Consider the following 26184-nt stretch of genomic DNA (forward strand, 5'->3'; position numbering starts at 1 on the left):
GGCTCGCTGTACTGGCGAGTTCCCGAAACACGGTGAGAACGATGGCAACTAGAGACATCTACGAGAGCGGATTCGACGAAGACGTCCGAACAGAATCGAGTGCGAACCAATGCCCCGAGTGCGACGGCCGAGTCACCACGAACGCGGTCGAAACGGTCTGCGAGGACTGTGGCCTGGTCATCGACGAACAGCGTATCGATCACGGGCCGGAGTGGCGGGCGTACGACGAGGAGGAGTGCAAGCGAACGGGTGCCCCACTCACTGCAGCTCGCCACGATCGCGGCCTGTCGACGGAGATCGGTCGCGGTACCGACGCAAAGGGGAACGAGATCTCCGGGCAGAAGCGACGGCGACTCGCACGGATGCGCCGTGAGCAGACCCGTGGGCGCTGGCGGTCGAAAGCAGAACGGAATCTCGCCCACGGACTGGGCGAAGTGCGTCGGTTGGCGAGTGCCCTCGAGCTCTCCGATTCGGTTCGCGACCAGGCGTGTCAGCTCTTCCGGAGCGCCCAGAACGAGGATCTGCTTCGTGGCAGATCCATCGAGGCCATCGCCGCGGCCAGCATCTACGGGGCCTGCCGGTGCAACGGCCGCTCGCGGTTGGTGGATGAGGTCAGCGAGATGGCCCGCGTCGCGGAGTCACGAGTCACGAACGCGTACAAAACGCTGAACGAGGAGCTGGGCCTCCCCGCTGAGCCCGTCTCCCCCAGCATGTTCGTGCCGCGCCTCGCCTCGGACCTCGAGTGTCCGGACGAGATCCGACAGCGGGCCCGAGCCCTCGCGGAACAGGCCGAGGAGCGCGGCGTCACGACGGGCGTCCATCCGGCCGGGTTCGCCGCGGCCTGTCTCTACAAGGCCGGTCGCGAAGAGGGGCGATGGTTGACGCAATCCGAGGCCGCGGATGTGGCGAACGCCTCGAAGGCGACCGTCCGGGCACACCGGGATACGTTGGAGGAACAGGTCGCCTGACGCAGCCTACTGTTTCTCCGTCTGTATTGCATATCGTTCGATCCACGCTACGATTTAAACACGAAGACGAGCCATGTTCTCTGTAGACTACTCTATGAACGGTCGTTACTCCGACTTTGAGGAACTGCGGCCGACCGGCGAGGCGTCCCACATTCCGGACACGAGGCTGGACGACGGGTGTGAAAGTGACCCTCGGCGGCAACGCGTCGCGACGAGCTCTGGTGGCTACCCTGATGTGGCGACGGCCGCCGATAGCGAGTGCCGGTCCTGTGGGGCGTCAGTCCCAGACGGCCAGACGAAATGCCGGTTCTGTCTCAGCAACCATCTCGGGAGTGACGCCACTCGCACGGACGAGGCCGCGTCGACGACGTGCCTCGGCATCGTCCACCTGGTCGTCGAGTCGACCACGTTCTACGGCGCCGTGGCGAAGGGCGGCGCCGCGGCAAACCTCCTCTCTGCCAACGAGGCGGAGCCGGCCGTCGACGACTACACGCTCATCTACGATCTCGACGAGGCGCCGGCGCGCCAGCTGGCCGAGCAATGGCCCTCACTTCCCGACGCGGTACAGGTGGCGTCAGAGGAGGGAGAGCGGCTTCTCAGTGCCGCCCGTGACCGGGCTGGGTGGCACGGGCAGGAAGCGTCGAAGCGTCAGGAACAGGCCCCGACGCGCCTCTACGACCAGCGTGGGGACGGCATCCGCGACGCGTCGCGTCTCGACGCGGTCCTCGACGACGCCGACGATGCGGTGTGGCTGGTTCCAGCGATAGCGCTGACCGAATCTACTGGCGAAGCTGCGGCTGATCGCCAGGCGTCGTCGGTACCGACGACGCAGGAACTCGAGTGTCAAACCTGTGGACGGGCGACCGACCATCGGTTCAAAACGCATGAGTCGGTCCCGGATGAGGCGTGGACAGGACAACCGATCTGGGAGTGCCGGGTGTGTGGCTCAGCTCGCTACGGCCCCAATCTCGAGTAGCCCCAGTGCTCGGCGTCGATTAACCAACAGCCTGCGAGAACTGTCGAGGTCCGTTGGTTAAGGCTGCGATCTCCTGAAAGCCCGACGCCAGTCTCGACGGTGGGTCTTTCCGCGCCAGCGAGCGGTGAGGCGCTTCCGATGGAGCAAGAGTTCAAACAAGGGTACCGGATGCATCGTATACTCAGCAATCTCAACCGACTCGACGTCGACCGATTGGACGACGCGGATCGAGAGCGAGTCGAGACCGCGAGAGACCTCCTGGAGGAAGTGAGCCTTCTCACGCGGCCGGGCGACGGAGCCGGGGCGGACGCCCACGCAGATTCCTAACTGGCGTCGCCGGCCACGCCTCGGGAGACACCTCTCGCGTCGGTTTATCGCCCCCGACAGGGGTGCGGGGGCGACCTCGTGAAGTCCAGATATGGCCACACTGCAAGCTGCGACGACGTCGACCGGCGCGATCGTATCGGATCCACAGGCAGTCCGCGAGCTCTGTGAGAGCTACTGCTTCGGGACGCTCGACTGGGAGGTGACCGAAGACGGAGAGCTCACCATCTGGGGGTACGACGACTTCGAGGTGTACGAGACACGGGAGAACGGCCTCCCGGACTACGAAGGCGGGATCGTGACCCACGAATTCCTGCGAGAACTCGCCGACCACCTCGAAACTGACGAAGAACTCGATATCCAGGCGGCGGGGTTCACCAAGTGCCGCTTCCCAGTCCTGGCCAAGCGGTACGTCGTTCGCCATGGCGAAGTCCTCCACGCGGACCTCAGTTCCCCCGACCCGATCGACGAGTAGCGTTGTTCGTCCCCCGGGAGGGGTGCGGGGCGATCCAGTCGCGGTCGCCCCGTGAGGTGATTGCTCGATGGGACACCGCGCACTCGTTGCGTATGAACGCACAGACGGACAGTACACGCTCCACTACAGCCATTGGGGCGCAGCGAACCTCAAGCTCAAGCGCCGAATTTCGGCTGAATCGCCGTTCGGTGGCGACGACACCGACTCCAAGTGGGCGAAACAGCTCCTCGCAGAGCTTGCCGATGGCCTCGAGGCAGATGCGGTCGACGCCTACCTCGCCGGCGAGGATCGACCGTCGACGGTCGTCGAGCCGAAACCCCGCGCCACCGGGCTCACCCTCGACGAGATCGTCGCTGACCATCTCGACTACCTCCACCACGAGGCGTTCTTCGTGGTGTCGACGACGTTCGAGGTGACCGCCTATCGGACGCTGTGGTTCGGCCTCCAGTACGACTCGGAGACAGTCGAACAGGGAGAGACGGTCGGGAACGGCGCGCTCGCGACGGTGCGCTGGTACGACGGCGAGCCGGTCGGCGACGGCCACCTGCAGGGCCAGTTCGCAGCCCTCAAAGACGTCGTCGGCGACATGCTCGACAAGGGCGTCTTCACGCCGTCGACGGCGAGACAGTACCTGAAACGGAAGCTCGCTGAGCGGGTCGGGGACCGACAGGAGCTGCTCATTCCAACCGGAGAATCTCCCTTCGAGAAGGCGAGTTTGAACCACTCCTAGTTCGATCTGCTTCGTAGCAGCTGCTGTTTTTCAGGGGTCGGAATGGGTGAGCCCCGCCGTAGGCTCGTGATTCGATGACCTCAGACGACGACCCGTTTCACGACTGCGAGTTGGATCCCGAGGCGATCCTCGGGACACACACCTTCGAAGGCGTCCTGTTCACCGACGAGACGGAAACCCCGGTGAACGTGCTCACCGGCGAGACACCGGCACATTCGCAAGCAACCGTCGAGGAAGCGAAAGAGTTCGCTGCGAGTATCGACACGGAGACGCCCCAGATCGCGCTCCCCGCATCCGTCGAGTCGCAGGTCGAAGCACAGAGCAAGCCCTACACGGCGGCCGCATTCTTCCACTTCAAGGCGACTGGCTCGCTCGAACGCCACCGCGCCTACCACGCCGCCTATGAGGCGGATGCGTTCGCGGTCGACTTCGAGGCAGATTACGCGTCGGGCGACCTGACCATCACTGTCGAACGAGCGGACGAATCCTAAGAATCCGCCGTCACGAGGAGAGTTTTTCGAGCGCCGGCGATGGGTGCCGGCGCAGCTGGAGCGAGCAACGATTCCCGGTGCGTCGGCGTTTCGAGGTGTTCGAGATGCATATGGTGATTTACGCTCTGGTAGAGGCATCGACGCACGACGACGCGCTGGCCACCGGAAAGTCAGTGTTCGACCGCTTGGTCGGCGCGGACCCACACGCCGGCGCCGTCTTCGATTACTATGTGACCTTCGACGAGGAGGACACGTCCGTTGCGGGGAAGGCACGATGGGGGGAGTTGCCGACGGCAGCCCCCGTCGACTCCGATGACGGCGAAGACCTGCTCGAGCGTGGCTGGGAGGCGACGAAGGAGGAATTCGAGCGTAATCTCGACCGGGTGAAAGAGGCCATCGAGGAGCTCTCCGACGAGGAGATCATGCGCGACGAGGACCTCGCCCGGCACGCCTTCCACAAGGTCGGTGCGTACGACGGCCCGACGATCTTCCTGTACACCGAACACGGAACCGGCATTCGCCACCGTGGACAGCTGGATCGACTCCTCGAGGAGAGTGAAGAGCTCTGGATCGTACCCGCTGATGTCCACTTCTGAATAATGCCTCGCATCACCAACTGGCGACGCGAAAGCCGCTCCCCGACGCTTGTGTATCGGAACACCGAGACCGGTGCGCGAGCCGTCCTGCATCGAGCGCCGGACTCCTACCGGTACAAGTGGCGCGGAGCAATCCTCGTCGACGGCTACCCGGTCTGGTCGCGGGGGTACGAGACGAAGGACGCGACGTCGTTCCGTGACGAACTCCGGGAGCGGCCGGCCCCGGACCTCAGCTGCCCGGAGTGTCCGAACAACGACGTTCGCGTCGGCGAGAAGGCAGCAGACGGGGCGAAAATCCAGCGATGGTACGACTGCCCCGACTGTGGGTACGAAGCCCCCTCACGCATCGTCTACGGCGCCGAACGGTGAGTGAGTGAGCGGTGGGCGCTGTTTTTCGGCCGGGCACGAGGTGGTGGCCCGGTACGACCGGGTGAGTCAACCAATGAGTCTCGAAGTACTTGACCGACACAGCGAGGCACTGTTCGAGTTCCTCTGGTGTCCCGTCTGCGGGCAGGAGGTCTTCACCCACATCCCGTTCGAGGGGGTGTTCTGCAAGAACTGCAACACCCAGGTCGAACTCCAGGAATCCCGAGAGACGCGCGGCTACGAGGAGGCCGTGCTCGCCTGCTTCGATTCAACCACGACCTGGAACCTCCACGTCGACGAGAAACTGCGGCGCGACCTGCCTGATGGGTCGGCCCGCGTGAAGATCCTCGGCGCACCGGGCGCCTACAAGGTCGACTGGTGGAGTCCAGAGCCGGGGGAGGACTGGGAACCTGTCGAGCGCGGCGAGTTCGACGACGTCGAGGAACCATCAGAGGTGTCGCATCTGGCGTAGAGCACGCGTTAAGGCGGTGAATTTACGCCTGACACACGTCGCAGGACCCGCATCCACGAGGGGTTCGCTCGTCGAAGTAGAGACGGCGCCATCGAGCAAACTGATCCGCATACGTGTCCTTGCTGTACGGGAATTGGTACAGATTGACCCCGTCCGGCAGGTCTGTGATTTCGGGCGCGTCTACGCCGGGGAATCCGTTACGAAACACGAGATCTTCTGTTTTGGACACCAGCTCAGGAGCAACTGTGGATGGGTCCGAGGCCTTCAAGAAGTAGAGTGATGGGATGAACTCTTTCGGGTCGAAGAATCCGTTGGCGTGCAGAATCCACCCACAGAGCCACAGATACGCCTTCTCACTGGAGAAGAAGACTCCGTAGTGGTTGTCCGATTGCCGGCGTTTATACACGAATACGGGGAGGCCATAGCTGAAGCCGACCCGCGTTGGTTCTGCGTGGATATAGCAGTCCTCACGGTCGATGTAGTGGACCAGTGGAGCTTGACACAGCTTGCCCGGGTGCTCACCAGTACCGATCTGCTCCCACAGCTCCGAAACGGAGGCCACGTCCGCGCTCTCGTCCTCGAGAGTCGTATCATCGATTGCACGATGGACGGGCGCAGCAGACTGAATCTCCTCGGGGAGATCGTCGCTGGACAGCTTCGCCGTCTCTCGGTCAGGGAGTGTCCGATAGAAGTGTTTATAGAAGCCCTCACGACGCCGCTTATCGGCGAGCGCTTCGCACCGGGCGCAGTCCTCGATGAACATCGCTGGCACCACCCGGTCTGGATTCTCGGCGGCCTCCTCGTACAGACTACGCTGCCGTTCGGCCCGCCTGGCAATCTCATCTGGATCGGGGAGTGGTGAGCCCCTCTCAGACTCCGATGACATACGCATACCTTTGGGCTGGAACAGCATCAGTTTCCGAGCAAGGACCCCACCCGACTGCAGTCTTGCGAATTTCGGAATCCATTTTTAACCGGGTTTAAGTTATCTAGTGACAACCCTTCGTCGAGATTCCAGCGACTCCACTCGATCCAGGAGAGGTTGTTTCTGCGCCGGCGATGGGTGCCGGCGCACAGGCGTCGGCGGTGATCGATGTCGACACGAAGTCAACTCCGATTCATCCAACGGAGCGAGACCGCAGGCGAACAGTCCGATACCGACCGCATCGCACAAATCTACCGACACTCGGACGGGTATCCCGATAGCGTCCTCCGTGACCTTAATCAGCTGAAGCAGCTGCTCGACGAGACACGAACAGAGCGCGGGCCTGCGTACGCCGCTGCCCAGTTCCTGTTCCTCGACACACTCTCGACGATGACCCTCTACGTGGACGAAGGGCGTGATCGGAGCATCCACGCTGACCAACCCTCGGATCTCCTCGAGCCGGACAATATGGAGCACCTCAACCAGCCGATGTTCCTGCTGGGACACGGTGTCGAGAACCCGGCTGACGGCATCCACGGCGACGAAGAGTACCTCTACGTCGTTGAACTCCCGACCCGGAACCCATTCGAGGAGCCGTCCGAGTGGACGGTCAAGGTGAGTGGTCATTCCGCGTTCCCCCGGTGGGATGGTCCGACCGAGGACGCCTTCGAGCGGGCCAGCTGGCAGTTCCACGGCGCGCTTGAGCACGCGCTCGAAGAGCTGGTCGCTGAGCCGGCGTGAACGCTTAGCCCGCTCAGATGATGCCGCCGATGACGAGTAGTCCGACGACGACCAGCAGCGTCGCGACAACGCTTCCCCCGGCCAGCCACTTGTTTTCCATCACCTTCTCATGGATCGGCATCGCGGCGTACTCCTCGCGGAACGCTTCGAGGTTCTCCTCGTCGTAGAAGTACTTCGTCTTCAGCGCGAACCGTTCCGTCACGGCACAGCCCGTACAGATCGGCTCGCCTTCCAGCCGCTCCGTTTTGATGTGGCTGGAGCAGGCGATGGCCCCGCAGTTCGGACAGTAGGTGTACGTCTCGTCGCCGCCGCTCGTGTCACAATGAACGCAGCGGTGGATGCCGTCCTCGGCTGTCACTCTTGACGGGCCTGCCGCGTAGTACTCGTAGGGGTAGGTGTACTCCTGGATGTCGGTGGTGTGCCGAACTTCGGGGAGGTACACCGGCTCAATCGACTGGACGGAGATGTCCGAGCGGTTCGGCTCGCAAGTCTTGTTGTACGTGACGTTGTTGTCGCCGGTGTAGGTCACCGTCGTTGTGTGGTGCTCCTGGAGCCGCTCGACGGCCCAGTCCTTGTACTCCGTCTGGGTCTGCCCGAACCGGCGCTCCTCGACGTCGTCGAACACCTCTCCGAACTGCGCGGTGTCGAGGTCGACCGTCGCGTGGAGGTTCTCGGTGACCAGCGTCCCGACGTCCTCATCGACGACCTGCGGCTGCCCGCGTTCGGCGTGGGCAACGAATCGCGTCCGGTCGTTGATCCGGTGGATGACGCCCACCGACGTCTCGAAGACGGCGTTCGTGTCCGCGGTGACCGCTACTACCGGGCGGAACGTCACCGATGAGTGCGGTTCTGAGAGGTCGGCGGCTTCGATGTTCTCGATGTCGCGGAACGCCTCCGCGACGGCGGCGTCGACGTCGGCGGCCGGATCGTACGGGCGCAGGGTCTCGTCGCAGAGAATCTCGATGCGACCGTTGTAGAGGTCGAGGCCGATCTCGTCGGCGATCTCTCGGAGGTCCTCGCCGTCGAGCAACTCGATTGGGTGCGGGTCGTCGTTCTGCTGGAGGCGGTCGGCGTACTCCTGAGCGGGATTCGTGAACCGGCCGGTCGTGACGACCATTCCGCGTTTGGGGCCGTCGAAATCGAATGTCGCGATGGCGGAGTGGAGCTTCTGGACGACCGGCCGCCCGACCGTCCCCGTGTGCTTGCACTCGACGATGATCGCGCGCCGCGTGCCGTCGACGACCTCCTCCATAATGACGTCGCGACCCTCGTCAGCCGTGCGGTCGGCCTGGCGGACGTTCTCGTAGCCGAGGTTCCGGAACACGTCCTCCATCACGTCCTCGAACTCGAACCCCGAGAGATCGTCCAGTACAGCCATCCTCAATTATGTGGACAGTACGTTGCAACTGCCAAATACGTTGCCGAACGCAGCGCCGTCCTGTTTGTTGAACCCCTGAGAGGGGTGCGGGGGTCACCGAACCGCCCGCGAGCAACGATGAACGGGAATGTACCTATGGCCAGTTCGGAATCGGTTCCAGTCGCATCGCCAGGTCAGGCTCACCGAGACGCAGTCGAATACGTCGGCTTCCGCGTCGACGGCCAAGCCGTCGTCCTGAACCTCTCGGAGCATCGGCGACTCTCCCTCGAGCGCAGTCTGGACCTCGTCAACCACAGTCCGAGCGGGTTCGAGTGGGGGTATAGTGGTAGCGGGCCCGCCCAGCTCGCGTGCGCGCTCCTCCTCGACTACTACGACGATGAGCAGTTCGCCCGTGAGCACTACATCGCGTTCCGGAATCAGGTGGTTTCGCAGCTGGAGTGCGACGGTGCCGCGGCGTGCTGGCACCTCCCCGGCGAGGAGATCGACACCGCGATGCCGACCCTTAAGGACGACGTCGCGCTCCCCGACGGCGGACGGCTGTCGCCGGCCCTCCCCGAGAACTGGCGAACCGTCTCCCGCCCGGACCGACGGGTCTTCCAGCGCGCTGATCGCGACCACTACATCTTACTCGGGGATGGAAGCGACGAGTGGCTGGTGGTTCTCTGCAGCCAAGGCGACCGTGCGTATCCAGCCCCGCTCGTACATCGAACTGTTGCCGAGGATGGTGACGTGGAACGAGTGATCCGGGAACTCGCCGAAGAATGCAACGACCTCATCGAACCCCCGGAAGGGGAGCACTGATGGAGACGCTTCGGCTGGCGCGAGTCACCCACCAGCTCCTCGAACGAGGTGTCGAGGCGCTCGAGAAAATCGGGCGCGAACTGGAGCGATACAACGACCGACAGGAGCGCACCGACGACACCGACTCGTGACCGAAACTCACTCTCTAGACCAAATACGGAGTACCGGATTCCAGTATACGCCTACCCCCGATGGGTGTTCGTGTCCCATCCATCGGGAAGGCCAGCCGGTCACGGCGCCGCTCGGTTTGCGGTTCGCAGAGCGCGTCCATATCGAATCGATCCCGCGCCATGTCGCCGGCGCGATCTACGAAGCACATCACTCCTATATGGACGATGTCCCCCGGACGAATCTCGTCCATCACGGACTCTGTTACCAGGACCAGCTACTAGGTGCGATTACGTGGCGCTATCCGCTGATTCGCTCGCTGGAGTACGACGGGACGCGATTCGAGGGCGACGAAATCGTCGAGGCTGCACGGATTTGCATCGGCGTCGATTTCCCCAATCTCGCCTCTGCCGCCCTCGCCCGGTCGATGGAACAGTTCGTGCGTCGGCACGGTCGGCGACGAGGCGTTCGGCTCCTGCTGACGTTCGTGCGAGCCGACTTCGACGGCTCGATGATCAAAGCGCTCAGAGACAAGGGCTGGCACTGTGCCGGTAAAACGGATCCCGGCCAAGCAGGAAATCGCCCCGATAAGCAGATCCGAGAGCAGCCAAAGTGGCGGTTTCTGTGCGAAGTTCCAGCTGAGTCCGACCGGGAACAGGCCTCACTCGGGAGGTGGTCCCCGTGACCACGAATGCCAGTCTCGATGAATTCGTAGCGGAGGCTGATTCGGACAGCCAGACAGATGACGACCCATCGGTCGTTGACCAGCTTTTGAAACCGGTATCGCCGTCTCTCGGACTGCGGCTCGTACCGGGCAGGGGTGACCCAATATACCTCCAAAACAGGGGGACCGAACGCTACCTGTTCCGAGATGACCACGAGCGATGGTTCATCCTCCAGCCCTCAGCCAAGAAATCGGTCGACGACTTCGTTCGCTGGGTGTATCTCCCCGAGGACAAGCCAACCGAGATCGCCCGAACAGCGATGGGCCAACGGACGGTTCTCGGCTACAGGTACGTTACGCGGAGCGAGGCCCCCGAGCCGGTGGCGACGACGGTGACAGCGATGTTCGTCAGCGAGCCCTGGCCCGATGCCACCTACGAGTGTGGATCCTGTAGTAGAGAGTTCGACTCACCGCAAAGCCACGCTCGGCATTGCTGGGAAGCACACCCCTGGGTTCCAAATCCTGAGCAGGTCCGGGTACGGAGAGACGAATCTGAGTAGTTCCGACATCTGATCCGAGCCGTGGACTGGACCTAGATTAACCAACATTCCTCGACGTTCAGAGACGGGTGTTGGTTAACGTGGTGTTGTTTTTGCGCCCGGGAGAGGGGCGCAGGGCGCGAGACGATGCAGTCGCACGTCGACGAGGATTCTTGAAGTGAGGTGACTGAGATGAAAGATCCAGAGTCCAGAACCATCTTCGCTGGCGTCGATGGGCGTACCGACACCGAACTACCCGAGTGGTACCGAGAGCGACACGGGGATGCAGACCCTGTGACCTTCGCCGAGGCGGTCCGCGATCTTCCGCAGGCCGTCGAGACGACCGTGGCGTACCAGAATCCCTACACCGACGAGTGGGTCGAGACGGAGCGGTTCAACGCGCTCGTCGAGCCGAGTCGGGCTCAGGAGCAGGCCCGAGATGAGGACGCGGACACGGACCCGTTGTTCCACGTTCCCACTGACAGCTACTCGATCATCAACCCGGTCGACGTCTACGAGCCGCTGGAGGAGGTCCTCCGCGAGGAGACCATCGACGGGGCCCCGCTGGGCGAGGTGATGTTCGGAGAGATTCGGCGCTACCGGGGCGGCGGCGAAGTCCATATGGACATCATGTTCGACGGCCTCGAGGTGCGCCTGCCGGGCCGGTCGGACCCAATCACGATGGGCGTCACGTCGGGCTACGACTTCTTCGGTGAGCACGCGGTCTACGTCGAGGGCTTCGCTCAGGACGGCTACTGTTCGAACACGATGCGCTCACTCACCGACAAGGAGGTCATCAAGCACGTCGGCGACGTGCGGAACTTCCGGACCTGGTGGGAGGAGATCCTCGCACAGGTCGAACTCGTCGCCGATGACCTCTTCGAGTTCATCCGGGACGCCCAGGACATCGAACTCGACTTCTCCGAACTCCCGTTCACCGTCACGGAGTTCTACACCCTGCTGGGCTTCCCGGACTACCTGGCCGAGCGTGCCGCCGGCGATGCAGAAGCCAATGCGGCGTCCCCCTTCGAGATCGATATGTGGACGCTGCATTCCGGCGCGACGTACGCCCTCACCCACTTCTTCCAAGGGAAAGAGGGGACATCCCTCGATCAGTACGTCCGCATCGCCAACGACATCCTGTTCAACCCGGAAGGCACGATCGAGCGCGTCGAGCAGGCGTACGAGCAGCAGCTAGAGGCGGACGGTGACGACGGGTCACAGGCCTCGCTGGCCGGCGAACGAGCGCTGGCGAGCATCGAGCGCGTCAGCGACGACCTGCAGGAGAAAGTCGAGCAGTTCGAAGAGCGAGAGGACGCGCTGCGTGAGCGGTTCCAAGAGGCGATGGGCTAAGAGCAGTCGGAGAGAAGATTCGCCAGGCGTGCTTCCGTTCTAGCGGCTGGAATCCACTGCTGACAGTATTAAGTGAGTAGGGGCGTACCCAGAGACCATGTCTATTGAGCATAATCCGACTCTCGACGCGCGAGAGCCACAGCAGGGGGATATAGAGACTTTTGAAGAGTTGGAGCCTGGTGACTCGGTCAAATTCTTTGAATGGCCCGTCGAGCCGTTGACCGTGATCGGCTGGAAAGAAGACGATAATGTCGGGAAGCGGGTACGAGTTGAAGCAGAAGGCGGCGAGTCGTTTCTCTACCAAGTAGACGGCCACCTCTGGCATTACGTCCCTGAGGACGAGTTCGCCGGCGAGAATAACCCATACCCTGTTCAGAACCTCGTTTTGCTCGAATCCTCGGAAGCCTGATTGGGCTTCGAGACAGCTCGAATCCTGTCGTGAAGGCCTCTATTTTGATGGTCTCATTCGCAGTGGGTGCACCTTCCCAAGATCTACTGCTTCAATTCTCTGCTGTTGCTCGTGCCCTCAATAGGTGGAGGCATCCGTTATGGGTACTTCTACAGACGACTCAGAGGCGTCAGGCGAATTTCCGCCTGAAAAGCGGCTTGAGGCACCGAACACGCGCCTGATTAAGGCAGGGATCGCGACGATTCCGGATATGGAAACCCTCCAGGAGTGCGTTGCCTACGAGAACGCCCACCAGAACCGAACGCAGATTCTGCGCCGGCTCAAGTGGAAGGCTGAAGAGCTGCGTGAGAACGAAGAGTAAGCTCTGTTCTTAACCAACACACTCCACGTGAGTTCCCCTATTGTTGGTTAATACGCTGCGCCCCGGTTTTTCGGGCCCCTGAAAGGGTGCGGGGCAGCCAGCAGCGGCCTCGCGAGCCAAATCATGTCCCTCGAGCTGAGCTCCAGCGCCAGCACCGCCCGCGAAATCGCCGCCGCCAGACAAGCAGACTACGTGGCGTTTCTGCATCGAGCGCCGTTTGTCGTCGACGCTGTCGACCTCGGCTTCCTTCCTGGCTTTCGCGAGGACTGTGGGTACCAAGAGACGCAGTATCAGAATCTCAGCCTCCCCGTCGGGATGCTCGACAACGATTTCCGAAATCCCGATCTGGAGCGGTTCGTCGACCGCTTCTTCGAGTACGAACCAGAGGTTGGGGTCATCGGGGATGTCGACGAAATCGACGACGTCGACGCCCACGTCGCTGCTGCTCGTGAGATCCAAGCGAGCTATCCAGAGGCCGAGCTCATCGTCGTTCCGAAGTCGCGGGCGGTGATCGACGCGATTCCCGAGACCCTCGTCCTCGGATATTCACGGGGATACGCCGACCGTCTGGCCCACGAGTTCTCCGACCCAGGCGATTGGAGAGGGCGGCGCGTCCACATTCTCGGCGGGAGTCCGCCCAAGCAGCTCGACGCCATTCGACAGCTGACCCGACCGACACTCACTGACGAGCCACCAGCCGACATCGTCGGTGTCGACTGGAACGGGCTGCATCGCGGCGCGCAGTTCGGTGAGTTCTGGACGGCCGACGGCTGGGACGACAGCGGTCGCGACGCCGACCACGTCACCGTGCGAAAGACGGTGCGTCACAGCCTCGCTCGCGTCCGTGAGTTTTGGAGGACCCACGGAATCTGGCCCGAAACGACACCGCAAAACGAGGGGCTCAACGTCGTGTACGAGGGACCGAGCCCTGCCGATCTCGAGGACGCCGCCTGTACCGAGTGCGGGACGAACGTCTGGCGAACTCGCCGCGGCCCGTACGTGGCCGAATACGATACCGGCGCAATCTGTGGATACTGCAGCTACGAGTGCTACTTCAGCCACCGTCATCGAAATAACCTGGAGGAGATCGCCGGCGAGCAGAGCGTCTACCTCCCGCCGGCGTGACTTCGCGACCTGTTTTTCGTGCCCCCAGAGAGGGCGAGGGCTTCTTCGAAAGCTCTCAGAGGTGACTTCCAGTGAGTCAACAACAGCGTCCTGACAACGTCTCGATCGACGAGATTCCGGTCGATATCGACAACACGCAATCAGCGGAGGTCGATCCCGCCGACGTCCCCGACGAAATCGAATCTATCACCCGTGGGCTCGCCGGCGAGCAGCCGCCGACGAATCCGCTCGTCGTGCTGAAAGCGGCCCGGTGGTGGTACATTCACGGCAAGGGCGGCACGGATCCCGCCTTCCAGTGGGCCATCGAGTGGGCGCGTCATCTTGCGACCGACACGCCCAGTGACGTCGAGCGGTTCGACGAGTTCCTCGAGTACCTCGTCTCGGTTGGCTTTGCGAACGAACGCCACGAGCTCCGCTGACCGACAGAGCGGTTTTTGAACGCCCCTGAGGGGTGCGGCGCGGTCTGAACAGACGCTGTCGCCGTGAACTCGATTCCGTGCACACAATGGCTACGACCAGTGACTCGTCGGTCTCCTTCGACCAGACCGACACGCGATCCGACGAGATGAACAGTACCATCGAACAGTGGATCGACGACCTCGTCGCCGGCGTCGACGACGCACAGGCCAGCGACGAGTTCCAGGAGTGGCTCGACGTCCAGAGTCGCTTCCACGACTACTCCTACCGGAACACGCTCCTCATCAAGCGGCAGTGTCCCGAGGCGAGCCGGGTGGCGGGCTACCGGACGTGGCAGGAGGAGTTCGACCGTCACGTCAAAGAGGGTGAGTCGGCCATCTGGATCTGGGCGCCAATCATCGCGAAACAGTGCCCGGAGTGCGAGAATTCGCCGAGCTACCACGAGGACAGCGATTGTGAGTACGACGAGACGCCACCCGAGGAGTGGTCCGAGGGCCTGGTCGGGTTCAAGCCCGCGCCGGTGTTCGACATCTCCCAGACCGAGGGCGAGCCGCTTCCCGACCTAGACACAGAAGCAACCGGGGACGTCGGCGACCTCGTCGAGCAGTTGACTGCCGCCGCTGACGACCTCGGCGTGACGGTGCGGATCGTTCCCGACGAAGACTGGACCCACGGCGAGGCGAAAGGCATCTGCGAGCAGCTGAGCTTCGTCGACGTCCAGCCGCTCGTCGAGGTGCGTGATCGGGAGAACGAGGCCGACCTCGCGCGGACGCTGATTCACGAGTACGCCCACGCTCTGCTCCACTTCGACGTCGACGACGACACCGAGCGGGCAAAACGCGAAGTCGAGGCCGAAGCCGTCGCGTACGTCGTTGGGCGGTACTGCGGGCTCGACACGAGCGGATCGGCGTTCTACCTCGCTGCGTGGGAGTCGGACGATTCCGAGGTCGTTCGCGAGCGGCTCGGCCGGATTAGTACCACAGCAGAGAAAATCATTGAGACACTCGAAAATTGAAGGATTAACCAGCACTCGATTCGGTACTCCGCTGTTCGTTTGTTACAATACTCAGAATCGCTTTGTGTTGCCAGCGTATCGGGTGGCTGTTTTTGTCACTCGGCACTTTAGACGAGATTGTATGCCGGCGCCAACGGGAGCTGATGGAGTCGGACGCGGTCTACAGGAGGTGTTCGTCCCGCCGGTCGGCGTCTTCTTGATCGTCGTGTTCATCAAGGAGTTCGTTGGGCCGGTCGTAGCAGGACTAGGGTACCTGCTCATGCTTACAGGTATCTTCCTAGGGATCTATACGTCCGCGAAATATTGGAACATCCGCTACACGACGGGGTTCGTTCTGTCCGGTATCATCCTGATTTGGATGGCTCCCGGCATTATCTCGACAGTAATCCATCCCGTATTCGGGTTTTTGGGTACCCTGGTCGGGATCATATTCCTTGGCGGAATGGCACTCCTATTGATCGAAAAAGCTGGCCTCGATGAATTGTTGAAGAGGTAGAGAGGCGGCGTTTGCTTCTGTACTAGTTCTTCCCGTAACAGCTGCGTTGCCGCCGGTCGCTGCAGCACGATTTTAAATGATATGTGGTCTAAGTATTTTAGACGAAACGATGTCATCACTAGGGCAACAAGATGAGAAAATAGCGCGGGAGATTCTGAAAGCGCTCTATGATCAGTTCAAAGACGTGCAGTACCGTGGCCTGACAGGGGATGGATTGTACGAGGCATTGGAGGAGTACGAGCAGGACGACGTGGCTTATGTAGCGGAGCGAATCGATGGAGAATACGTCGAAGTACAGGGGGCACTAGGGCAGCGAATCAGCACAATCCAGATTACTGCGGCAGGGATCGAGAAACTGCACGAAGACGGGTGCGAAACCATCATCGACGGCAACACCCGGTACGACATCCTAGAGGAATTGTACCAGCTTGATCGAGAGAACACCGGGGTAGTATTCGCCGAGCGAGACGAACTAATTGACGAAATTGGGGATGAAACGCTCGTCGACCAGAACATCTGGTACCTGAAGGAGAAGCGACTCATCGAGACGCACGGAGGGGGTGGCGGACTCTTCTACCACGGCGCCAGGATCACAGACCGTGGTGCAGATCGGTTCGAAGCATATCGGAACGATGGTGTCGAAATTCCGCGGACAGGGACGCACCGATCACTTCGGCAGGCCTCGATTGGCCCTAACGAGTCGCAACAAGCTGAGCACCTGTTCCGGGATTTCGTGGAACTTGCGCGAGATGAGGTGATTATCATCGATCGGTACGCCCGCGAAGGCCTCTATGACCTGCTCCAGCACGTGCCGAACGGCGTCGAAATCAAAGTGATGACGACGGATCGCGTGACTGGAGGGGGCTACCAGCAGCGCGTATCCCAGTTTGCGCAGCAGCACTCAGATATCGAGGTCCGGTATCTCTCGGACAGCGACTGGGATTTCCATGACCGCTACATCATACGTGACCGGGAGGATGGTTGGGCATGGGGTCACTCGTTCCACGACGCAGGTGATACGCAGCACACCGCCTCTGAGCTCCGACCAATCAATCGGGAATCCATTGAGTCCCAGTTTACGGCCGCTTGGCAGAACGGGACGGTGGTCGTATGACGGATATGGTAGTCAACATCGATTTGCCCACCGACGAGGCCGGGATGCTTCCCCGTCAATGCCCGAGCTGTGACGGTCAGTTCACGATCCATGGAGAGACCTACGAACAAGAACACTATCTGAATCTCCGGTGTCCATACTGTGACTGGATCGCGGAGTTCGACGAGTTTCTCACAGAGGAACAGGCAGAGTACGGGAATGCTGTTGCAGAAAATGAGGCGAGGCAGATGCTGGAGGACCAGTTCGCAGATATGTTTGAAGACGCATTCAGCGGTACGGGATCAAGCGATTTCATCGAAGTCGAAACGAATACAGACGATATCGATTTCGGTCACCGGAACACCCCCTCGCCACACCTGGCTATCGAAACAGACCAAGTGACGTGTAGTGACTGCGGATTCTCCTTCGCTGTCGAGGAGGGTTCAGGGAACATCTCTTGCCCTGTATGCCGGTGAATTAACCATTTTTCGGCATTATTAGCAAAGATACTTTTTCAGCACCAGTAAGTCGGTTTTCTACCTCGCTGCGTGGGAGTCGGACGATCCCGAGGTCGTTCGCGAGCGGCTCGGACGGATTAGTTCCACAGCAGAAGAGCTCATCGACATGCTCGAAGGCGAATCCTCGTCCCAACATAGTTAACCAACAGTGTGATGGATTCCTTCCGTTCTGTTGGTTAAGTTTTTCAGCGCCCGCCGAGGGGCGGAGGCGCATTCAGACCTCCGTCGAATGATGACTGAACCCAATCTCACGACGGTCCTCGAGGAAGCCGAGCACGTTGCCGAGCAGCACGACCAGGTCGCCCGAACGACAGACAACCAAGCCCACGAGTACCTCCGATACGCCGTTCTTCGGGTGCTTGAAGGCGAGGCGGACCACCTCCCAGCAGACTGGACGCCGATCAACGGCGTGACCGTCGGCTACGGGAGCGACGAGGCGATGTACGACAGCTGGAGCTCCAGCGAAGACTGGTGGGAGACCGTCCCGCCGCAGGAGGCGTGTACCCGCTTCCGGGTGTTCTTCCCGGACGACCACCAGACAGTTCCCCGTGACATCGTCGACGTGATGTCTGCGCTGGGTGCCTGGCGCGTCTGGACTGGGTGCGCAGCCGCGTGCGGCTCCTACGACCATCGCGAGCGCCGCGAGGTCCACTACCTGTGGCCGGAAGGCCATCCGGTGGAGGAAGTGCTCCACGAGCGGCTCAGGGGGCCTGCGGAAGCCGTCGCTCCCGACGGTGGCCGAACGGGGGACGTTCGCGACCGACTGGTCGTCGACGAGAACGCACAGTCGGAGGACGATCTTGAGCCCCGCACGAAGCGTGCCGTCGCCGAAGCGATGGATGTCTCACTCCTCTCGAAGGGTGGCCGCTACGAGGTGCAGTCCGCGTCCGGCAACAGGTACGAAGTCGACGTCATCGACGAATCGTGTACCTGTCCCGACTGGCAGCAACGTTCACCCGAAGGCGGCTGCAAGCACCTGCGCCGCGTCGATCACGAGATCAAACGGGGTCGCGTTCCCCGACCAGACGGCCGCCTTCCCTCCCCGTAGTCGTGGCCAGACTACTCCACGGGACGGACTGTGTCGCCATCCCGACGGACCCGGTCGAACGTTGAGAGATACGCGATCCGGTCGTGAACCTCCTCGTCATCCAGCTCCAGTTCCGCGGCCAGTTCGTCGACGGTCATCGGTTCATCGAGTGCCTGGAGGACTTCGAGCCCCCGGTAGTACCTATTCGTGAGCTCTTGGACGTGGCCCTCGATCGGCGTGGTCACTCCGTACCGCTCCTCGAGTTCGACCAGGGCCTCGTTCGCGAACGTGGCGAACTGATCGTCACCCAGGCGTTCGATCTGGGCTTCGAGTTCATCCCGGACGACGTCGTAATCGAGGCCGGCCTGCACGAGCATATTCATGTCCTCGATGTCGTCATCGCGGCCTGCGATTGCCTTGAACAGGAAAATATCCTCGTTGCTGACCAGCCGGATCGTCAGTCGATCCGTGTCGAGGAACTGCTCGCTGCGCTGTTGCATCCCGTCGGTGAGCACGAGCTTGTTCGCGACCTGCTGGTTGAAGATGTCGAGGCGACACCCGTCGTCGTTCTCGACGCAGCTCGTCGCGCCAAGCGCCCGGTAATCTGGATCCAGCGACTGGACCTCCGCATACCCGAGGTCCATCAGGACCGCCCACAGCTGACCGTACGCGTCGCCATCTGGGACGACCAGGTCGATATCTTTCGTCGCCCCCTTGAGGTCGCGCAGCGACATCGCGCCACCACCGATCAGGTAGACCGTGAGCGGTTCAGATAGCCCGTTCCCGATTCGCTGGAATTCGTTCTCGATGTACTCGCGTCCGAATGTTGGTCTCATTGTGGTAGTGGCACCTCGTAGTCAGCCGCCAGTTTCCGAAACTCGTCCCACTCCGGGAGCCGGTCGTCGTCGACCTCGCCGTGCGTCTCGAGGTAGCGGAGCAGGGCGTCGATTTCGTCTTCGAGACCATACTTCGCCGCCTGCTCTCGGAGGTCCGCCTCGTCGACGTCGACGTGGCTGAGCAGGAGGAGACAGTACGAGCGGTGGCGGCTGCCGTCGTCGATCAGTAGTGTGTGACAGCAAAGTTCCGCCGGCGAGACTGCGTCGAGATCCTCGGAGTAGAAGTAGTAGCGATGGCCGGTGAGCAGGAACTGGAGGTCGAAGCCCGCGAATCGAGCGAGGCCGGTTTCGTGGAACGCCTCCGCATCGATCTCCGTCTCGGTCTGGGCGAGGAATTCGTCGTAGTCCTCCCAGAGAATCGTGCCCTTCGGGGCGACGGCTTCGAGGCGGTGGCGATGCAGATGGTGTGCGAGTTCACGGGCAAACTTGTGGAGGCGGTCGAAGTCGGCGTTGAACTCGTAGCGGCCGTCGGCCGTCCCGACGAGCCCACGGTCGCGAAACCGCTTGAGGACGCGGTTGACCGTGTTGCGGTAGTTATCGCTCCGGTCGGCGATCTCAGAGACGGTTCGCGGCTGATCGAGGTAGTACAGGACCTCGAGTGCCTTGCCCGTCAGCAGTTCGGGGAAGTCGATGTGGGAGTGCTGGCGGACGAGGTCCTGGTAGAGTTCGACGGCGCGAGCATCCGACGGGACGACTCGTTTTCGCCGGCCATCGCGTTCCGTGTAGACGAGCCCTTTCTCGACGAGGTCGGCGACGGCACGAGAGAGGTAACTCTCGCTGTGGTCGAGCTTCGTCGCGAGTTCGGAGATCGTGTCGCCGCGGTCGACCGTGGCGAGGACCTCGAGTTCGATGCGCCGGAGCACGGTGTAACATAGTACGAAACTTATATATAAAGAAGTTTCGAGTAGTGTTACTGCCAGCGGTCGCGAGAACTGTCTCCATCGGCTTAACCAACAAAACTATGGATTCGTGGGGCGTGTTGGTTAACACGAGAAGAGCCGATGTCCTACGAACCCCCGACCCCACCGGCGAACCTTCCGACGGAGATCGTCAACACGCTCAACGAGTCGGACCCGGAGCAGCTCCGAGACGTTGCGACGTACGCTGAAGCGCTCGCCGAGCACAAGGAACGAGAGGCCCGTCTCGAGGAGTCGGCAGATCAAGAAGAGGTCGAAGAGCGACCGGACGATCTCCCGGACGACGTCCCTGCCAAAGCGACGATCACGATCAAGGAGATCAACGACAACCGCTACTACTACTGGCAGTGGCGGGAGGGAGAGAAGATTCGTTCTCAGTACAAGGGTCCGGTCAACCCGGACGAGTAAAACTCGATGATGGAGGACACCCACCCCACGTTTCCGTCGTAACTGGATGTTGGTGGAGGGGGTGACGCTGATTTCGAAGGGACCACACCCCCCGCGTTTCCGTCGTTTCTCCACGACGGCGTAGGGAGAGGCTACGATAGTGCTATACAGCCACTAATTCTGTTGACCTAGAACCAATCTAGAGATGAACTAACTTCTGCAACACATAGATTAAAGTGGTATAGCTGAGAAACGCTCATTAAGTGTACTTCAACCAATGAGGGGGCGAAGTACTTCGCCCCCTCAGATGAAACAATCCTTTCCAGCTGCTTCTGTAGACGGCCAGTATTGGACGGATAGGCCGCTCTCGTCTTTGGTATCTCGTCGTGGACGTCTTCTTCGAGTCCCCTCCCCACCTGTTCGGTGATTACGACGGAAACGTGGGGTGTGTGGGTTCGGGATTCGACATCGAGGCGATGCTTCCGTCTACGGGTTTCCTCTCTCACGTCGGAAACGCGGCTATATTGTCAGCAATCCAATTTCACCGAATGACGGCATTTTACGGCTGATATCGGACAAGGAACGTCGGAAACGTGGGGTGGCGTTCTCCACTAGATTTATACTCCCCCCGCTCACACCGTGTGATATTCAATGACGCCCGACTCTTCACCCAGTTCTGTCGACGATCCACTCTTTGAATCCGGGCATCGAATCTTCGCGAACAAGGATCTCCTGAAAATCGGCCACGTGCCGGAGGCTGACCGGATCGTCGGTCGCGACGAGGAAATCTCGAAGCTCGCGAAACGTCTCAACGGTGCTGTCCACGGGTACTCCCCGGAAAACGTGATGATCTACGGGAAAACGGGGACCGGCAAATCTCTCGTTTCAAAACACGTCTGTCAACGAGCTCAAAATGCCGCTCAGGATGGCGTCGAGATTGGAACAGCGTATATCGACTGTGCTGAAGACAATACCGAAACCCAAGCAATCTCCTCACTGGCCGCGAAGCTGAACGATGAACCTTCAACTGGAATCTCCGTCCCCCATACCGGCCTCAGTACGTCGAAATACTACAAACTCCTCTGGAAGACGCTCGACGCTCAATTCGATTCTGTGATCATCATCCTCGACGAGATCGATCTGATGAACGACGACAGCGTGTTGATGAAGCTCTCACGCGCTGAGGAGGCGGGGAAAATCGACTGTAGCGTCGGTGTCATCGCGATCAGCAACAAGATCCAGTACGTCGACAACGTGAACGAGCGCGTGAAAAGCAGCTTCCAGCACAAGGAGCTGTTCTTCAAGCCATACGACGCCAACCAGCTCCGGGAGATCATGTTCAATCGTGAGGACGCCTTCCAGGACGGCGTCCTTTCCGAGGACGTGATTCCGCTCTCGGCGGCCTTCGCCGCGCAGGAACACGGCGACGCTCGGAAGGCGATCGACATTCTTCGTCACGCCGGGGAGGTCGCCTACGAGGCCGGAGCAGAGCAGGTGACGGAGGAACACGTCCGCCAGGCACAGCAGCACGCCGAAAAGGACCGGTTCAGAGAACTCGTGAACGGCGCACCCACGCAGGCGAAAGCGGCGTTGCTGGCGCTCACGGAACTGAGTGTCAACAGCAATGACGATGCGTTCCTCACGAGCCGGGTGTACGACCAGTACGAACGCATCTGCAACCATCTCGATATGGATATCCTCTCAGTCCGTCGGTTCCGCGACATCCTGAAAGAGCAAGCCTTCCTCGGGGTTGTCGAAATCGAGAAGATCAACAAGGGGAGTGCGGGCGGCATCCACCTCCAGAACCGACTCATCGAAGATCCCCAGGTCGTCCGCGAAACGATCCTCGAGGACAGCCGGATGCAGGACTGGACTCGCGAGTAGTGACCCCCTACTACTGAGTGGGTGCGGACGACGGAAATCTGGGGTGGGGCGTGAGGAAACGACGGAAACGAGGGGGGTCGAAAATTACGTCGGAAATGTGGGGTTGGATCGAAACGACGGAAACCAGGGGTGGGGTCCACTACGACAGTTCGTTGGTGGCTCCGAACGAGCTCAAAACGGCGTCCCTCTCACCGGAGAGCTCTCGGCGAATGTCGGACCGATCCCACCCAAGCGGTGAAAGCACGCTCTCGACCGCTCTGACGAGCTGCGTCTCGTAGTACGAGGCGTCGTAGGTCTCGATCTCCTCGTGGGCGAGGGCGACCCGGTCTCGCGAGGATTTCTCGTCGTCGACGACCACGTACTCGATATCTTGGCCCGGGTGGACTGCCAGGTCCTGCTCGCGAGCCCGTTTCAAGGCGGCCACGTTCTGTGTATTCTGTGAGTAGCCTTCCAGGGGCTTGGAGATACGGTTCCGCTCGACGAGCCGCTCTACTGCTACGGTACCCGCCTGCAGTTCGTCGATTGCTCGTTCGAGCCGTCCGAGCACCGCGTCCGGTGACCGCGTAGCATCGAGCTGGTCGAGACAGTCTCGCTGGACGTTCTCGATGAACGGCGGGGTTGAGCGCTGCCGGGCTTCGATGCCCCTGATCTTGAAGTCGTCGTCGCCGGCGACCTTCCCGAAGTACTTCGTTAGCGCGCCGGCGTCGCTCTCGCGCTGCGGGACGAACGCCACCCAGTCGTACTGAGCTTCGTGTTCGAGCCGAATCTCGACGCGTTCCGTGATCTCCGTCGCGAGCGTCTTGAGGTTCTCGCGGTCCTCGTCGTCGACGTCGGGGTCCGGGGTCACCCAGATGGAGTCGACGATGCCGTGGACGACGCGCCAGCCACCGGCTTCCAGCTGCTGTTTCGCCGTCAGCAGAATCTCGCGAGCGAATGCGTTGATTGCCTCGTGGCACTCGATACGGCCGAATTTCGCGTTGCTGAACCCTTGATAGCCGAAGCAGGCGACGAGAATCCACTTTAGCGCTCCCGACCGTCCCTCGAGCTCCGCCAGCCGGTCCTCCTCGGGGTCGTTCCGTTCCTTCTCGCGACGGATGGCCGCCTTGATCTCGTCGCGAGCGTCGATGATCGGCTGGAGCACGTCGACGAGGTAACCCCGATCGTCGCAGATCGAGTATCCGAGGCCGGGGACGTCGTTGCGGTCGCTGTGGCAGTCACACCGGATGACGTCCGGTGAGACGTTCCGGGTACAGATGATGTTCGGGTACAACGAGGAGAAATCGAGTTCGTGGACGTTTTCATGGAGGCCGACCTCGGGAGCGAAGATGAAGCCGCCGCGGTCGGCGTCGTGGAGCGTCCCCATCTGCTTGTAGAACTCGTGGCGCCAGGAGTTCCACGGGACGAGGACCCCGCGGTCGTGGGCCTCGCAGATCTGGATCGCCGTGAGCACGTTCCCAATCGATGCCCACGCAAGCTCCTGGACGGGCTTGTTCGAGCGCGACACGAGGTCGAGGACGCCGTCGAGGTTCGTCTCCCCGTAGAAGAACGTGTTCGACTCGTCGATGATCGCCCGGCCGGGGATGTTGTACCGCGCCGGCGAGTGGCCGACGCGGCCGTAACTCGAGTACGTCGACCGGCTCGCGAGCTGCTGGTAGTCGACGTTCGGCCACCGACTCAGCGAGAAGTCGTCGACGCCGGCAGCCGTCGCCATCTCGTACAGAGTTGGGACGATCTCGCTGGTTGAGCAGACCAGGACGTCCGGATCGTGCGCTTCGAGTGCCCCTTGGACGGCGGTCAGGATATCCGTCGGCGAGCCGGTGACGGTGTCGCCGGCGACGGACAGTTCCTCGTAGACGTCGTTGCTCGTTTCGGTCACCGGAACACTGAGCCGGAGCGTCGACAGCTCGTTCGCCGGCGTCGGATCGGCGCCGGTCTCCAGACAGTACCGGAACTCTCGCGAAAAGTCCACGTTGAAACAGGCGAGATCCCCGACTGGATAGGCCGACAGCTGACGCGCCTGCCGGGCGAGTGGAGTGACGCGATCGATGTGGGCAACGTCGACTGCGAGAACGGCCTCCTCGTCTCGTCGAAAGCCGGGGCGTCGCGCAACTATCTCGGTCGCGACGACGTCCGGGTGCTGGTCGTACACCGACTGGAGTGTCGTGAGGTCGAGGTCGGCATCAGGGTCGCGAGCGGCGACGTAGAAGCGTGGGGTGTAGTCTTGGCGCTCGGTCGCGACGGCGCCGTCGGCAGTTGCCTCCCACTCCAGGACGCGGCCGTCGTCCAGAAAGTCGATACTGAACGGCATCGTCACGGGTTCGCGTCCGGTGGGGCACTCTCCTGGTCATCGCTCGTTGCGACCGCGGCTTCAAGCTCCTCGAGACGCTCTTCGTGGTCGTCGAGGCGGGCCTCCTGTTCGAGATCGATGCTGAGTAGCGCCGGCAGCAGCGGGTTCTGGTGGTTCAACAGCCCGCTCGCGTCGGCGTGCTCGCGGGCGTACTCGAACAGCTGGTCAAATCGTGGCTGGTCGCGACGCCGCAGTGCCCGGCGGAACTCCGCCCACCGCTCTTCGATGGCCCGGAGTGCATCCCGGTACGTCGGGTTTGTGCGCCCCATCGCTATCGCCCTCCTGTCCCGGTCGCCGTCCACGCATCGAGCAGGGGATCCGCGGTGGCCGCCACCGTCTCACCGTCAGCGGTGACTCCTGTCCCGACACCCTCCGGGGTCGGCGTCGACGGCGTCGGCGTTGTCGGTTCCACGCCGACTTGCGTGGCGCGTGCCGCGAGCAGCTGCCGCCAGTACGCGAACGTCGTCTGGTAGTACGCGCCGTCGTCGACGGGATAGACGAGCGTCTCGAAGTCCTCGCCGACGACCCGTGGGCCCATCCGAGTTTGCTCGCACTCGAGATGGTGGTCCGCGACCGTCGCGACTGGCTCGGTGAATTCGTTTCGTTCGTTTCGCGTAACGAGCACCGGGATGTCGTACCCATCGGCGTAGGTCGCTAACCTGGCGAGGGTGCGGGCTTGGAGGGTTTTCGCGTGGGTCTCGCCGAGGGTATCGTCGGTGCGATACTGGGCGTCGACGGCCGGGGCGACGATGAGGGCGGGCGTGTGGGGCGACGTATCCTCGTCACGACCTGGTGCTCCTCGACCGGCCGTCCCGGCGTCGGTGGTGGATATCTGGATCGACTTGTTCACTGCCGTCGGGAGATCACAGACGGCGCCGTAGTGCTGGTAGGCGGTGAATCCGCGGGCGACGTGAATTCGGTTGAGCAACCGTTGACTGGGCGCGATCTGAGCGAGTGTCGTCGTCGTCGCGTGGCCGTTTGCGTCGACCCAGAAGGCGGGTCCGGCGTGCAGGAGGAGATGGTCGAGCACGAGCGACTGCAGGATCGGGACGCCGCGGCCTCCTTCGACGTCGAGTAGGGTGATGCCGTCGTCGAGTTGCGGCAGCAGCATTTCGTCCGTAGTCGGATCGGCCTGGTCAGCGAGGGACCGATTGCGGTCAGCGCCCCGTGTCGGCTGGTCCACCGCCAATCGGTTCGACGTTGAGTGTTCTCCCATACTCGACTAGAGGTCCACATTCCCGATAAGCCGCGGCGTGTCGCTTCCGCGTTTCAGGGAATCGACCAGAATACAACGAGTGGCGTCGCTGTTTGCGTGTTTTCGTGTTAGGATGTACACTTCCGAGAACAATTCCGATATGAGGCGCCTCCTCCGTTAACCAACAATT

General features: G+C 61.7%; 33 protein-coding genes and 1 pseudogene. 27 read left to right on the plus strand and 7 right to left on the minus strand.

The window, feature by feature from the left end; genetic code table 11:
* Window positions 1-41 precede the first annotated feature (41 nt).
* The 9 genes from ACQUQ1_RS16405 (at window position 42) to ACQUQ1_RS16445 (ending at window position 5398) form a co-directional block, all read left to right on the plus strand.
* Window positions 42-968 carry a transcription initiation factor IIB gene (locus ACQUQ1_RS16405; RefSeq protein ID WP_435065386.1) on the plus strand — a complete coding sequence of 309 codons (927 nt, stop codon included), beginning with the start codon at window positions 42-44 and terminating at the stop codon, window positions 966-968.
* 94 nt (window positions 969-1062) lie between these two features.
* Window positions 1063-1944, plus strand: a complete 882-nt coding sequence (locus ACQUQ1_RS16410; protein ID WP_435065420.1) for a hypothetical protein — start codon at window positions 1063-1065, stop codon at window positions 1942-1944.
* Between the two features lie 138 nt (window positions 1945-2082).
* A complete protein-coding gene (locus ACQUQ1_RS16415; RefSeq protein ID WP_049908471.1) occupies window positions 2083-2271 on the plus strand; it encodes a hypothetical protein in 189 nt (62 codons plus the stop codon).
* 91 nt (window positions 2272-2362) lie between these two features.
* Window positions 2363-2743 (plus strand): hypothetical protein, encoded by a 381-nt coding sequence (locus ACQUQ1_RS16420; RefSeq protein WP_435065387.1) that lies wholly within the window; start codon window positions 2363-2365, stop codon window positions 2741-2743.
* Window positions 2744-2810: 67 nt separating this feature from the next.
* The gene (locus ACQUQ1_RS16425; protein ID WP_435065388.1) at window positions 2811-3473 is read left to right on the plus strand and encodes a DUF6735 family protein; all 663 of its coding nucleotides are present in this window, start codon (window positions 2811-2813) and stop codon (window positions 3471-3473) included.
* Window positions 3474-3547: 74 nt separating this feature from the next.
* On the plus strand, window positions 3548-3964 hold the full coding sequence (locus tag ACQUQ1_RS16430; protein ID WP_435065389.1) for a hypothetical protein: 417 nt from the start codon (window positions 3548-3550) through the stop codon (window positions 3962-3964).
* A 104-nt stretch (window positions 3965-4068) separates the two neighbouring features.
* Window positions 4069-4560, plus strand: a complete 492-nt coding sequence (locus ACQUQ1_RS16435) for a hypothetical protein (RefSeq protein ID WP_435065421.1) — start codon at window positions 4069-4071, stop codon at window positions 4558-4560.
* A gap of 3 nt (window positions 4561-4563) precedes the next feature.
* Window positions 4564-4929 carry a DUF7568 family protein gene (locus tag ACQUQ1_RS16440; protein WP_179908205.1) on the plus strand — a complete coding sequence of 122 codons (366 nt, stop codon included), beginning with the start codon at window positions 4564-4566 and terminating at the stop codon, window positions 4927-4929.
* Between the two features lie 73 nt (window positions 4930-5002).
* On the plus strand, window positions 5003-5398 hold the full coding sequence (locus ACQUQ1_RS16445; RefSeq protein WP_435065390.1) for a DUF7567 family protein: 396 nt from the start codon (window positions 5003-5005) through the stop codon (window positions 5396-5398).
* Window positions 5399-5420: 22 nt separating this feature from the next.
* On the opposite strand, the gene ACQUQ1_RS16450 is transcribed toward ACQUQ1_RS16445, so the two are convergent.
* Window positions 5421-6284 (minus strand): hypothetical protein, encoded by an 864-nt coding sequence (locus ACQUQ1_RS16450; protein WP_336136711.1) that lies wholly within the window; start codon window positions 6282-6284, stop codon window positions 5421-5423.
* Window positions 6285-6491: 207 nt separating this feature from the next.
* On the opposite strand from ACQUQ1_RS16450, the gene ACQUQ1_RS16455 reads away from it, so the two are divergent.
* Window positions 6492-7064 carry a hypothetical protein gene (locus ACQUQ1_RS16455; protein WP_435065391.1) on the plus strand — a complete coding sequence of 191 codons (573 nt, stop codon included), beginning with the start codon at window positions 6492-6494 and terminating at the stop codon, window positions 7062-7064.
* 13 nt (window positions 7065-7077) lie between these two features.
* Here the strand turns inward: ACQUQ1_RS16455 and ACQUQ1_RS16460 are convergent, their stop codons facing one another.
* Window positions 7078-8442: a restriction endonuclease gene (locus ACQUQ1_RS16460; RefSeq protein ID WP_435065392.1), complete on the minus strand. Its 1365-nt coding sequence runs from the start codon at window positions 8440-8442 to the stop codon at window positions 7078-7080.
* 135 nt (window positions 8443-8577) lie between these two features.
* On the opposite strand from ACQUQ1_RS16460, the gene ACQUQ1_RS16465 reads away from it, so the two are divergent.
* From ACQUQ1_RS16465 to ACQUQ1_RS16535, 15 genes and pseudogenes are all read left to right on the plus strand, one after another.
* Window positions 8578-9243, plus strand: a complete 666-nt coding sequence (locus ACQUQ1_RS16465) for a DUF6166 domain-containing protein (protein ID WP_435065393.1) — start codon at window positions 8578-8580, stop codon at window positions 9241-9243.
* Window positions 9243-9374, plus strand: a complete 132-nt coding sequence (locus ACQUQ1_RS16470; protein WP_435065394.1) for a hypothetical protein — start codon at window positions 9243-9245, stop codon at window positions 9372-9374. Before ACQUQ1_RS16465 ends, ACQUQ1_RS16470 begins: the two co-directional genes overlap by 1 nt.
* A 116-nt stretch (window positions 9375-9490) precedes the next feature.
* Window positions 9491-10036 (plus strand): hypothetical protein, encoded by a 546-nt coding sequence (locus ACQUQ1_RS16475; protein ID WP_435065395.1) that lies wholly within the window; start codon window positions 9491-9493, stop codon window positions 10034-10036.
* Window positions 10033-10575, plus strand: coding sequence for a hypothetical protein (locus ACQUQ1_RS16480; protein ID WP_435065396.1), 543 nt, complete (start codon window positions 10033-10035; stop codon window positions 10573-10575). Before ACQUQ1_RS16475 ends, ACQUQ1_RS16480 begins: the two co-directional genes overlap by 4 nt.
* Before the next feature lie 171 nt (window positions 10576-10746).
* Window positions 10747-11907, plus strand: coding sequence for a hypothetical protein (locus tag ACQUQ1_RS16485; protein WP_435065397.1), 1161 nt, complete (start codon window positions 10747-10749; stop codon window positions 11905-11907).
* Between the two features lie 97 nt (window positions 11908-12004).
* Window positions 12005-12316, plus strand: coding sequence for a hypothetical protein (locus ACQUQ1_RS16490; RefSeq protein ID WP_435065398.1), 312 nt, complete (start codon window positions 12005-12007; stop codon window positions 12314-12316).
* 139 nt (window positions 12317-12455) lie between these two features.
* Window positions 12456-12677, plus strand: a complete 222-nt coding sequence (locus ACQUQ1_RS16495; protein WP_435065422.1) for a hypothetical protein — start codon at window positions 12456-12458, stop codon at window positions 12675-12677.
* A 123-nt stretch (window positions 12678-12800) separates the two neighbouring features.
* Window positions 12801-13802: a DUF6610 family protein gene (locus ACQUQ1_RS16500; RefSeq protein ID WP_435065399.1), complete on the plus strand. Its 1002-nt coding sequence runs from the start codon at window positions 12801-12803 to the stop codon at window positions 13800-13802.
* 71 nt (window positions 13803-13873) lie between these two features.
* Window positions 13874-14221, plus strand: coding sequence for a hypothetical protein (locus tag ACQUQ1_RS16505; RefSeq protein WP_435065400.1), 348 nt, complete (start codon window positions 13874-13876; stop codon window positions 14219-14221).
* An 86-nt stretch (window positions 14222-14307) separates the two neighbouring features.
* Complete coding sequence (locus ACQUQ1_RS16510) at window positions 14308-15234, plus strand: ArdC-like ssDNA-binding domain-containing protein (RefSeq protein ID WP_435065401.1); 927 nt, start codon at window positions 14308-14310, stop codon at window positions 15232-15234.
* 121 nt (window positions 15235-15355) lie between these two features.
* On the plus strand, window positions 15356-15730 hold the full coding sequence (locus ACQUQ1_RS16515; RefSeq protein ID WP_435065402.1) for a hypothetical protein: 375 nt from the start codon (window positions 15356-15358) through the stop codon (window positions 15728-15730).
* Window positions 15731-15839: 109 nt separating this feature from the next.
* On the plus strand, window positions 15840-16844 hold the full coding sequence (locus ACQUQ1_RS16520; protein WP_246989578.1) for a hypothetical protein: 1005 nt from the start codon (window positions 15840-15842) through the stop codon (window positions 16842-16844).
* A gap of 5 nt (window positions 16845-16849) precedes the next feature.
* Entirely contained in the window at window positions 16850-17299 is a 450-nt protein-coding gene (locus ACQUQ1_RS16525) for a hypothetical protein (RefSeq protein WP_435065403.1), read from the plus strand.
* 43 nt (window positions 17300-17342) lie between these two features.
* A pseudogene (locus ACQUQ1_RS16530) lies at window positions 17343-17483 on the plus strand (DUF955 domain-containing protein); the annotation flags it as partial.
* A gap of 90 nt (window positions 17484-17573) precedes the next feature.
* Window positions 17574-18389, plus strand: coding sequence for a hypothetical protein (locus tag ACQUQ1_RS16535; protein ID WP_435065404.1), 816 nt, complete (start codon window positions 17574-17576; stop codon window positions 18387-18389).
* Between the two features lie 11 nt (window positions 18390-18400).
* Here the strand turns inward: ACQUQ1_RS16535 and ACQUQ1_RS16540 are convergent, their stop codons facing one another.
* Window positions 18401-19204, minus strand: coding sequence for a DUF6036 family nucleotidyltransferase (locus ACQUQ1_RS16540; RefSeq protein WP_435065405.1), 804 nt, complete (start codon window positions 19202-19204; stop codon window positions 18401-18403).
* Window positions 19201-20127, minus strand: a complete 927-nt coding sequence (locus tag ACQUQ1_RS16545; RefSeq protein ID WP_435065406.1) for a MarR family transcriptional regulator — start codon at window positions 20125-20127, stop codon at window positions 19201-19203. The genes ACQUQ1_RS16540 and ACQUQ1_RS16545 overlap by 4 nt, the downstream gene beginning before the upstream one ends.
* A gap of 138 nt (window positions 20128-20265) precedes the next feature.
* Here ACQUQ1_RS16545 and ACQUQ1_RS16550 point away from each other — a divergent pair, with 138 nt between their 5' ends.
* Both ACQUQ1_RS16550 and orc4 read left to right on the plus strand, forming a co-directional pair.
* Window positions 20266-20589 (plus strand): hypothetical protein, encoded by a 324-nt coding sequence (locus ACQUQ1_RS16550; RefSeq protein ID WP_092893735.1) that lies wholly within the window; start codon window positions 20266-20268, stop codon window positions 20587-20589.
* A gap of 630 nt (window positions 20590-21219) precedes the next feature.
* Window positions 21220-22452, plus strand: coding sequence for a DNA replication protein Orc4 (gene orc4, locus ACQUQ1_RS16555; protein WP_092893736.1), 1233 nt, complete (start codon window positions 21220-21222; stop codon window positions 22450-22452).
* A 139-nt stretch (window positions 22453-22591) separates the two neighbouring features.
* On the opposite strand, the gene ACQUQ1_RS16560 is transcribed toward orc4, so the two are convergent.
* Genes ACQUQ1_RS16560 through ACQUQ1_RS16570 form a run of 3 tightly spaced genes read right to left on the minus strand, consistent with a single transcriptional unit; the run spans window position 22592 to window position 25910 of the window.
* Complete coding sequence (locus ACQUQ1_RS16560) at window positions 22592-24760, minus strand: type B DNA-directed DNA polymerase (protein WP_435065407.1); 2169 nt, start codon at window positions 24758-24760, stop codon at window positions 22592-22594.
* Window positions 24761-24762: 2 nt separating this feature from the next.
* On the minus strand, window positions 24763-25068 hold the full coding sequence (locus ACQUQ1_RS16565) for a hypothetical protein (RefSeq protein WP_173231049.1): 306 nt from the start codon (window positions 25066-25068) through the stop codon (window positions 24763-24765).
* Between the two features lie 2 nt (window positions 25069-25070).
* A complete protein-coding gene (locus ACQUQ1_RS16570; protein ID WP_435065408.1) occupies window positions 25071-25910 on the minus strand; it encodes a hypothetical protein in 840 nt (279 codons plus the stop codon).
* Window positions 25911-26184: the final 274 nt, after the last annotated feature.

Origin of the sequence: Halobaculum sp. EA56, assembly GCF_051195075.1 — an archaeon.
Classification (GTDB): domain Archaea; phylum Halobacteriota; class Halobacteria; order Halobacteriales; family Haloferacaceae; genus Halobaculum.

What these genes read in the sequence shown, in the direction of transcription:
- ACQUQ1_RS16560 (WP_435065407.1), bottom strand. Translation starts at nt 24,760, where the DNA reads ATGCCGTTCAGTATCGACTTTCTGGACGACGGCCGCGTCCTGGAGTGG.
- ACQUQ1_RS16405 (WP_435065386.1), top strand. Translation starts at nt 42, where the DNA reads ATGGCAACTAGAGACATCTACGAGAGCGGATTCGACGAAGACGTCCGA.
- ACQUQ1_RS16465 (WP_435065393.1), top strand. Translation starts at nt 8,578, where the DNA reads ATGGCCAGTTCGGAATCGGTTCCAGTCGCATCGCCAGGTCAGGCTCAC.
- ACQUQ1_RS16495 (WP_435065422.1), top strand. Translation starts at nt 12,456, where the DNA reads ATGGGTACTTCTACAGACGACTCAGAGGCGTCAGGCGAATTTCCGCCT.
- ACQUQ1_RS16550 (WP_092893735.1), top strand. Translation starts at nt 20,266, where the DNA reads ATGTCCTACGAACCCCCGACCCCACCGGCGAACCTTCCGACGGAGATC.
- ACQUQ1_RS16485 (WP_435065397.1), top strand. Translation starts at nt 10,747, where the DNA reads ATGAAAGATCCAGAGTCCAGAACCATCTTCGCTGGCGTCGATGGGCGT.
- ACQUQ1_RS16470 (WP_435065394.1), top strand. Translation starts at nt 9,243, where the DNA reads ATGGAGACGCTTCGGCTGGCGCGAGTCACCCACCAGCTCCTCGAACGA.
- ACQUQ1_RS16445 (WP_435065390.1), top strand. Translation starts at nt 5,003, where the DNA reads ATGAGTCTCGAAGTACTTGACCGACACAGCGAGGCACTGTTCGAGTTC.
- ACQUQ1_RS16460 (WP_435065392.1), bottom strand. Translation starts at nt 8,442, where the DNA reads ATGGCTGTACTGGACGATCTCTCGGGGTTCGAGTTCGAGGACGTGATG.
- ACQUQ1_RS16515 (WP_435065402.1), top strand. Translation starts at nt 15,356, where the DNA reads ATGCCGGCGCCAACGGGAGCTGATGGAGTCGGACGCGGTCTACAGGAG.
- ACQUQ1_RS16425 (WP_435065388.1), top strand. Translation starts at nt 2,811, where the DNA reads ATGGGACACCGCGCACTCGTTGCGTATGAACGCACAGACGGACAGTAC.
- ACQUQ1_RS16415 (WP_049908471.1), top strand. Translation starts at nt 2,083, where the DNA reads ATGGAGCAAGAGTTCAAACAAGGGTACCGGATGCATCGTATACTCAGC.
- ACQUQ1_RS16455 (WP_435065391.1), top strand. Translation starts at nt 6,492, where the DNA reads ATGTCGACACGAAGTCAACTCCGATTCATCCAACGGAGCGAGACCGCA.
- ACQUQ1_RS16430 (WP_435065389.1), top strand. Translation starts at nt 3,548, where the DNA reads ATGACCTCAGACGACGACCCGTTTCACGACTGCGAGTTGGATCCCGAG.
- ACQUQ1_RS16435 (WP_435065421.1), top strand. Translation starts at nt 4,069, where the DNA reads ATGCATATGGTGATTTACGCTCTGGTAGAGGCATCGACGCACGACGAC.
- ACQUQ1_RS16520 (WP_246989578.1), top strand. Translation starts at nt 15,840, where the DNA reads ATGTCATCACTAGGGCAACAAGATGAGAAAATAGCGCGGGAGATTCTG.
- ACQUQ1_RS16565 (WP_173231049.1), bottom strand. Translation starts at nt 25,068, where the DNA reads ATGGGGCGCACAAACCCGACGTACCGGGATGCACTCCGGGCCATCGAA.
- ACQUQ1_RS16500 (WP_435065399.1), top strand. Translation starts at nt 12,801, where the DNA reads ATGTCCCTCGAGCTGAGCTCCAGCGCCAGCACCGCCCGCGAAATCGCC.
- ACQUQ1_RS16440 (WP_179908205.1), top strand. Translation starts at nt 4,564, where the DNA reads ATGCCTCGCATCACCAACTGGCGACGCGAAAGCCGCTCCCCGACGCTT.
- orc4 (WP_092893736.1), top strand. Translation starts at nt 21,220, where the DNA reads ATGACGCCCGACTCTTCACCCAGTTCTGTCGACGATCCACTCTTTGAA.
- ACQUQ1_RS16510 (WP_435065401.1), top strand. Translation starts at nt 14,308, where the DNA reads ATGGCTACGACCAGTGACTCGTCGGTCTCCTTCGACCAGACCGACACG.
- ACQUQ1_RS16540 (WP_435065405.1), bottom strand. Translation starts at nt 19,204, where the DNA reads ATGAGACCAACATTCGGACGCGAGTACATCGAGAACGAATTCCAGCGA.
- ACQUQ1_RS16420 (WP_435065387.1), top strand. Translation starts at nt 2,363, where the DNA reads ATGGCCACACTGCAAGCTGCGACGACGTCGACCGGCGCGATCGTATCG.
- ACQUQ1_RS16535 (WP_435065404.1), top strand. Translation starts at nt 17,574, where the DNA reads ATGACTGAACCCAATCTCACGACGGTCCTCGAGGAAGCCGAGCACGTT.
- ACQUQ1_RS16525 (WP_435065403.1), top strand. Translation starts at nt 16,850, where the DNA reads ATGGTAGTCAACATCGATTTGCCCACCGACGAGGCCGGGATGCTTCCC.
- ACQUQ1_RS16450 (WP_336136711.1), bottom strand. Translation starts at nt 6,284, where the DNA reads ATGTCATCGGAGTCTGAGAGGGGCTCACCACTCCCCGATCCAGATGAG.
- ACQUQ1_RS16490 (WP_435065398.1), top strand. Translation starts at nt 12,005, where the DNA reads ATGTCTATTGAGCATAATCCGACTCTCGACGCGCGAGAGCCACAGCAG.
- ACQUQ1_RS16570 (WP_435065408.1), bottom strand. Translation starts at nt 25,910, where the DNA reads ATGCTGCTGCCGCAACTCGACGACGGCATCACCCTACTCGACGTCGAA.
- ACQUQ1_RS16410 (WP_435065420.1), top strand. Translation starts at nt 1,063, where the DNA reads ATGAACGGTCGTTACTCCGACTTTGAGGAACTGCGGCCGACCGGCGAG.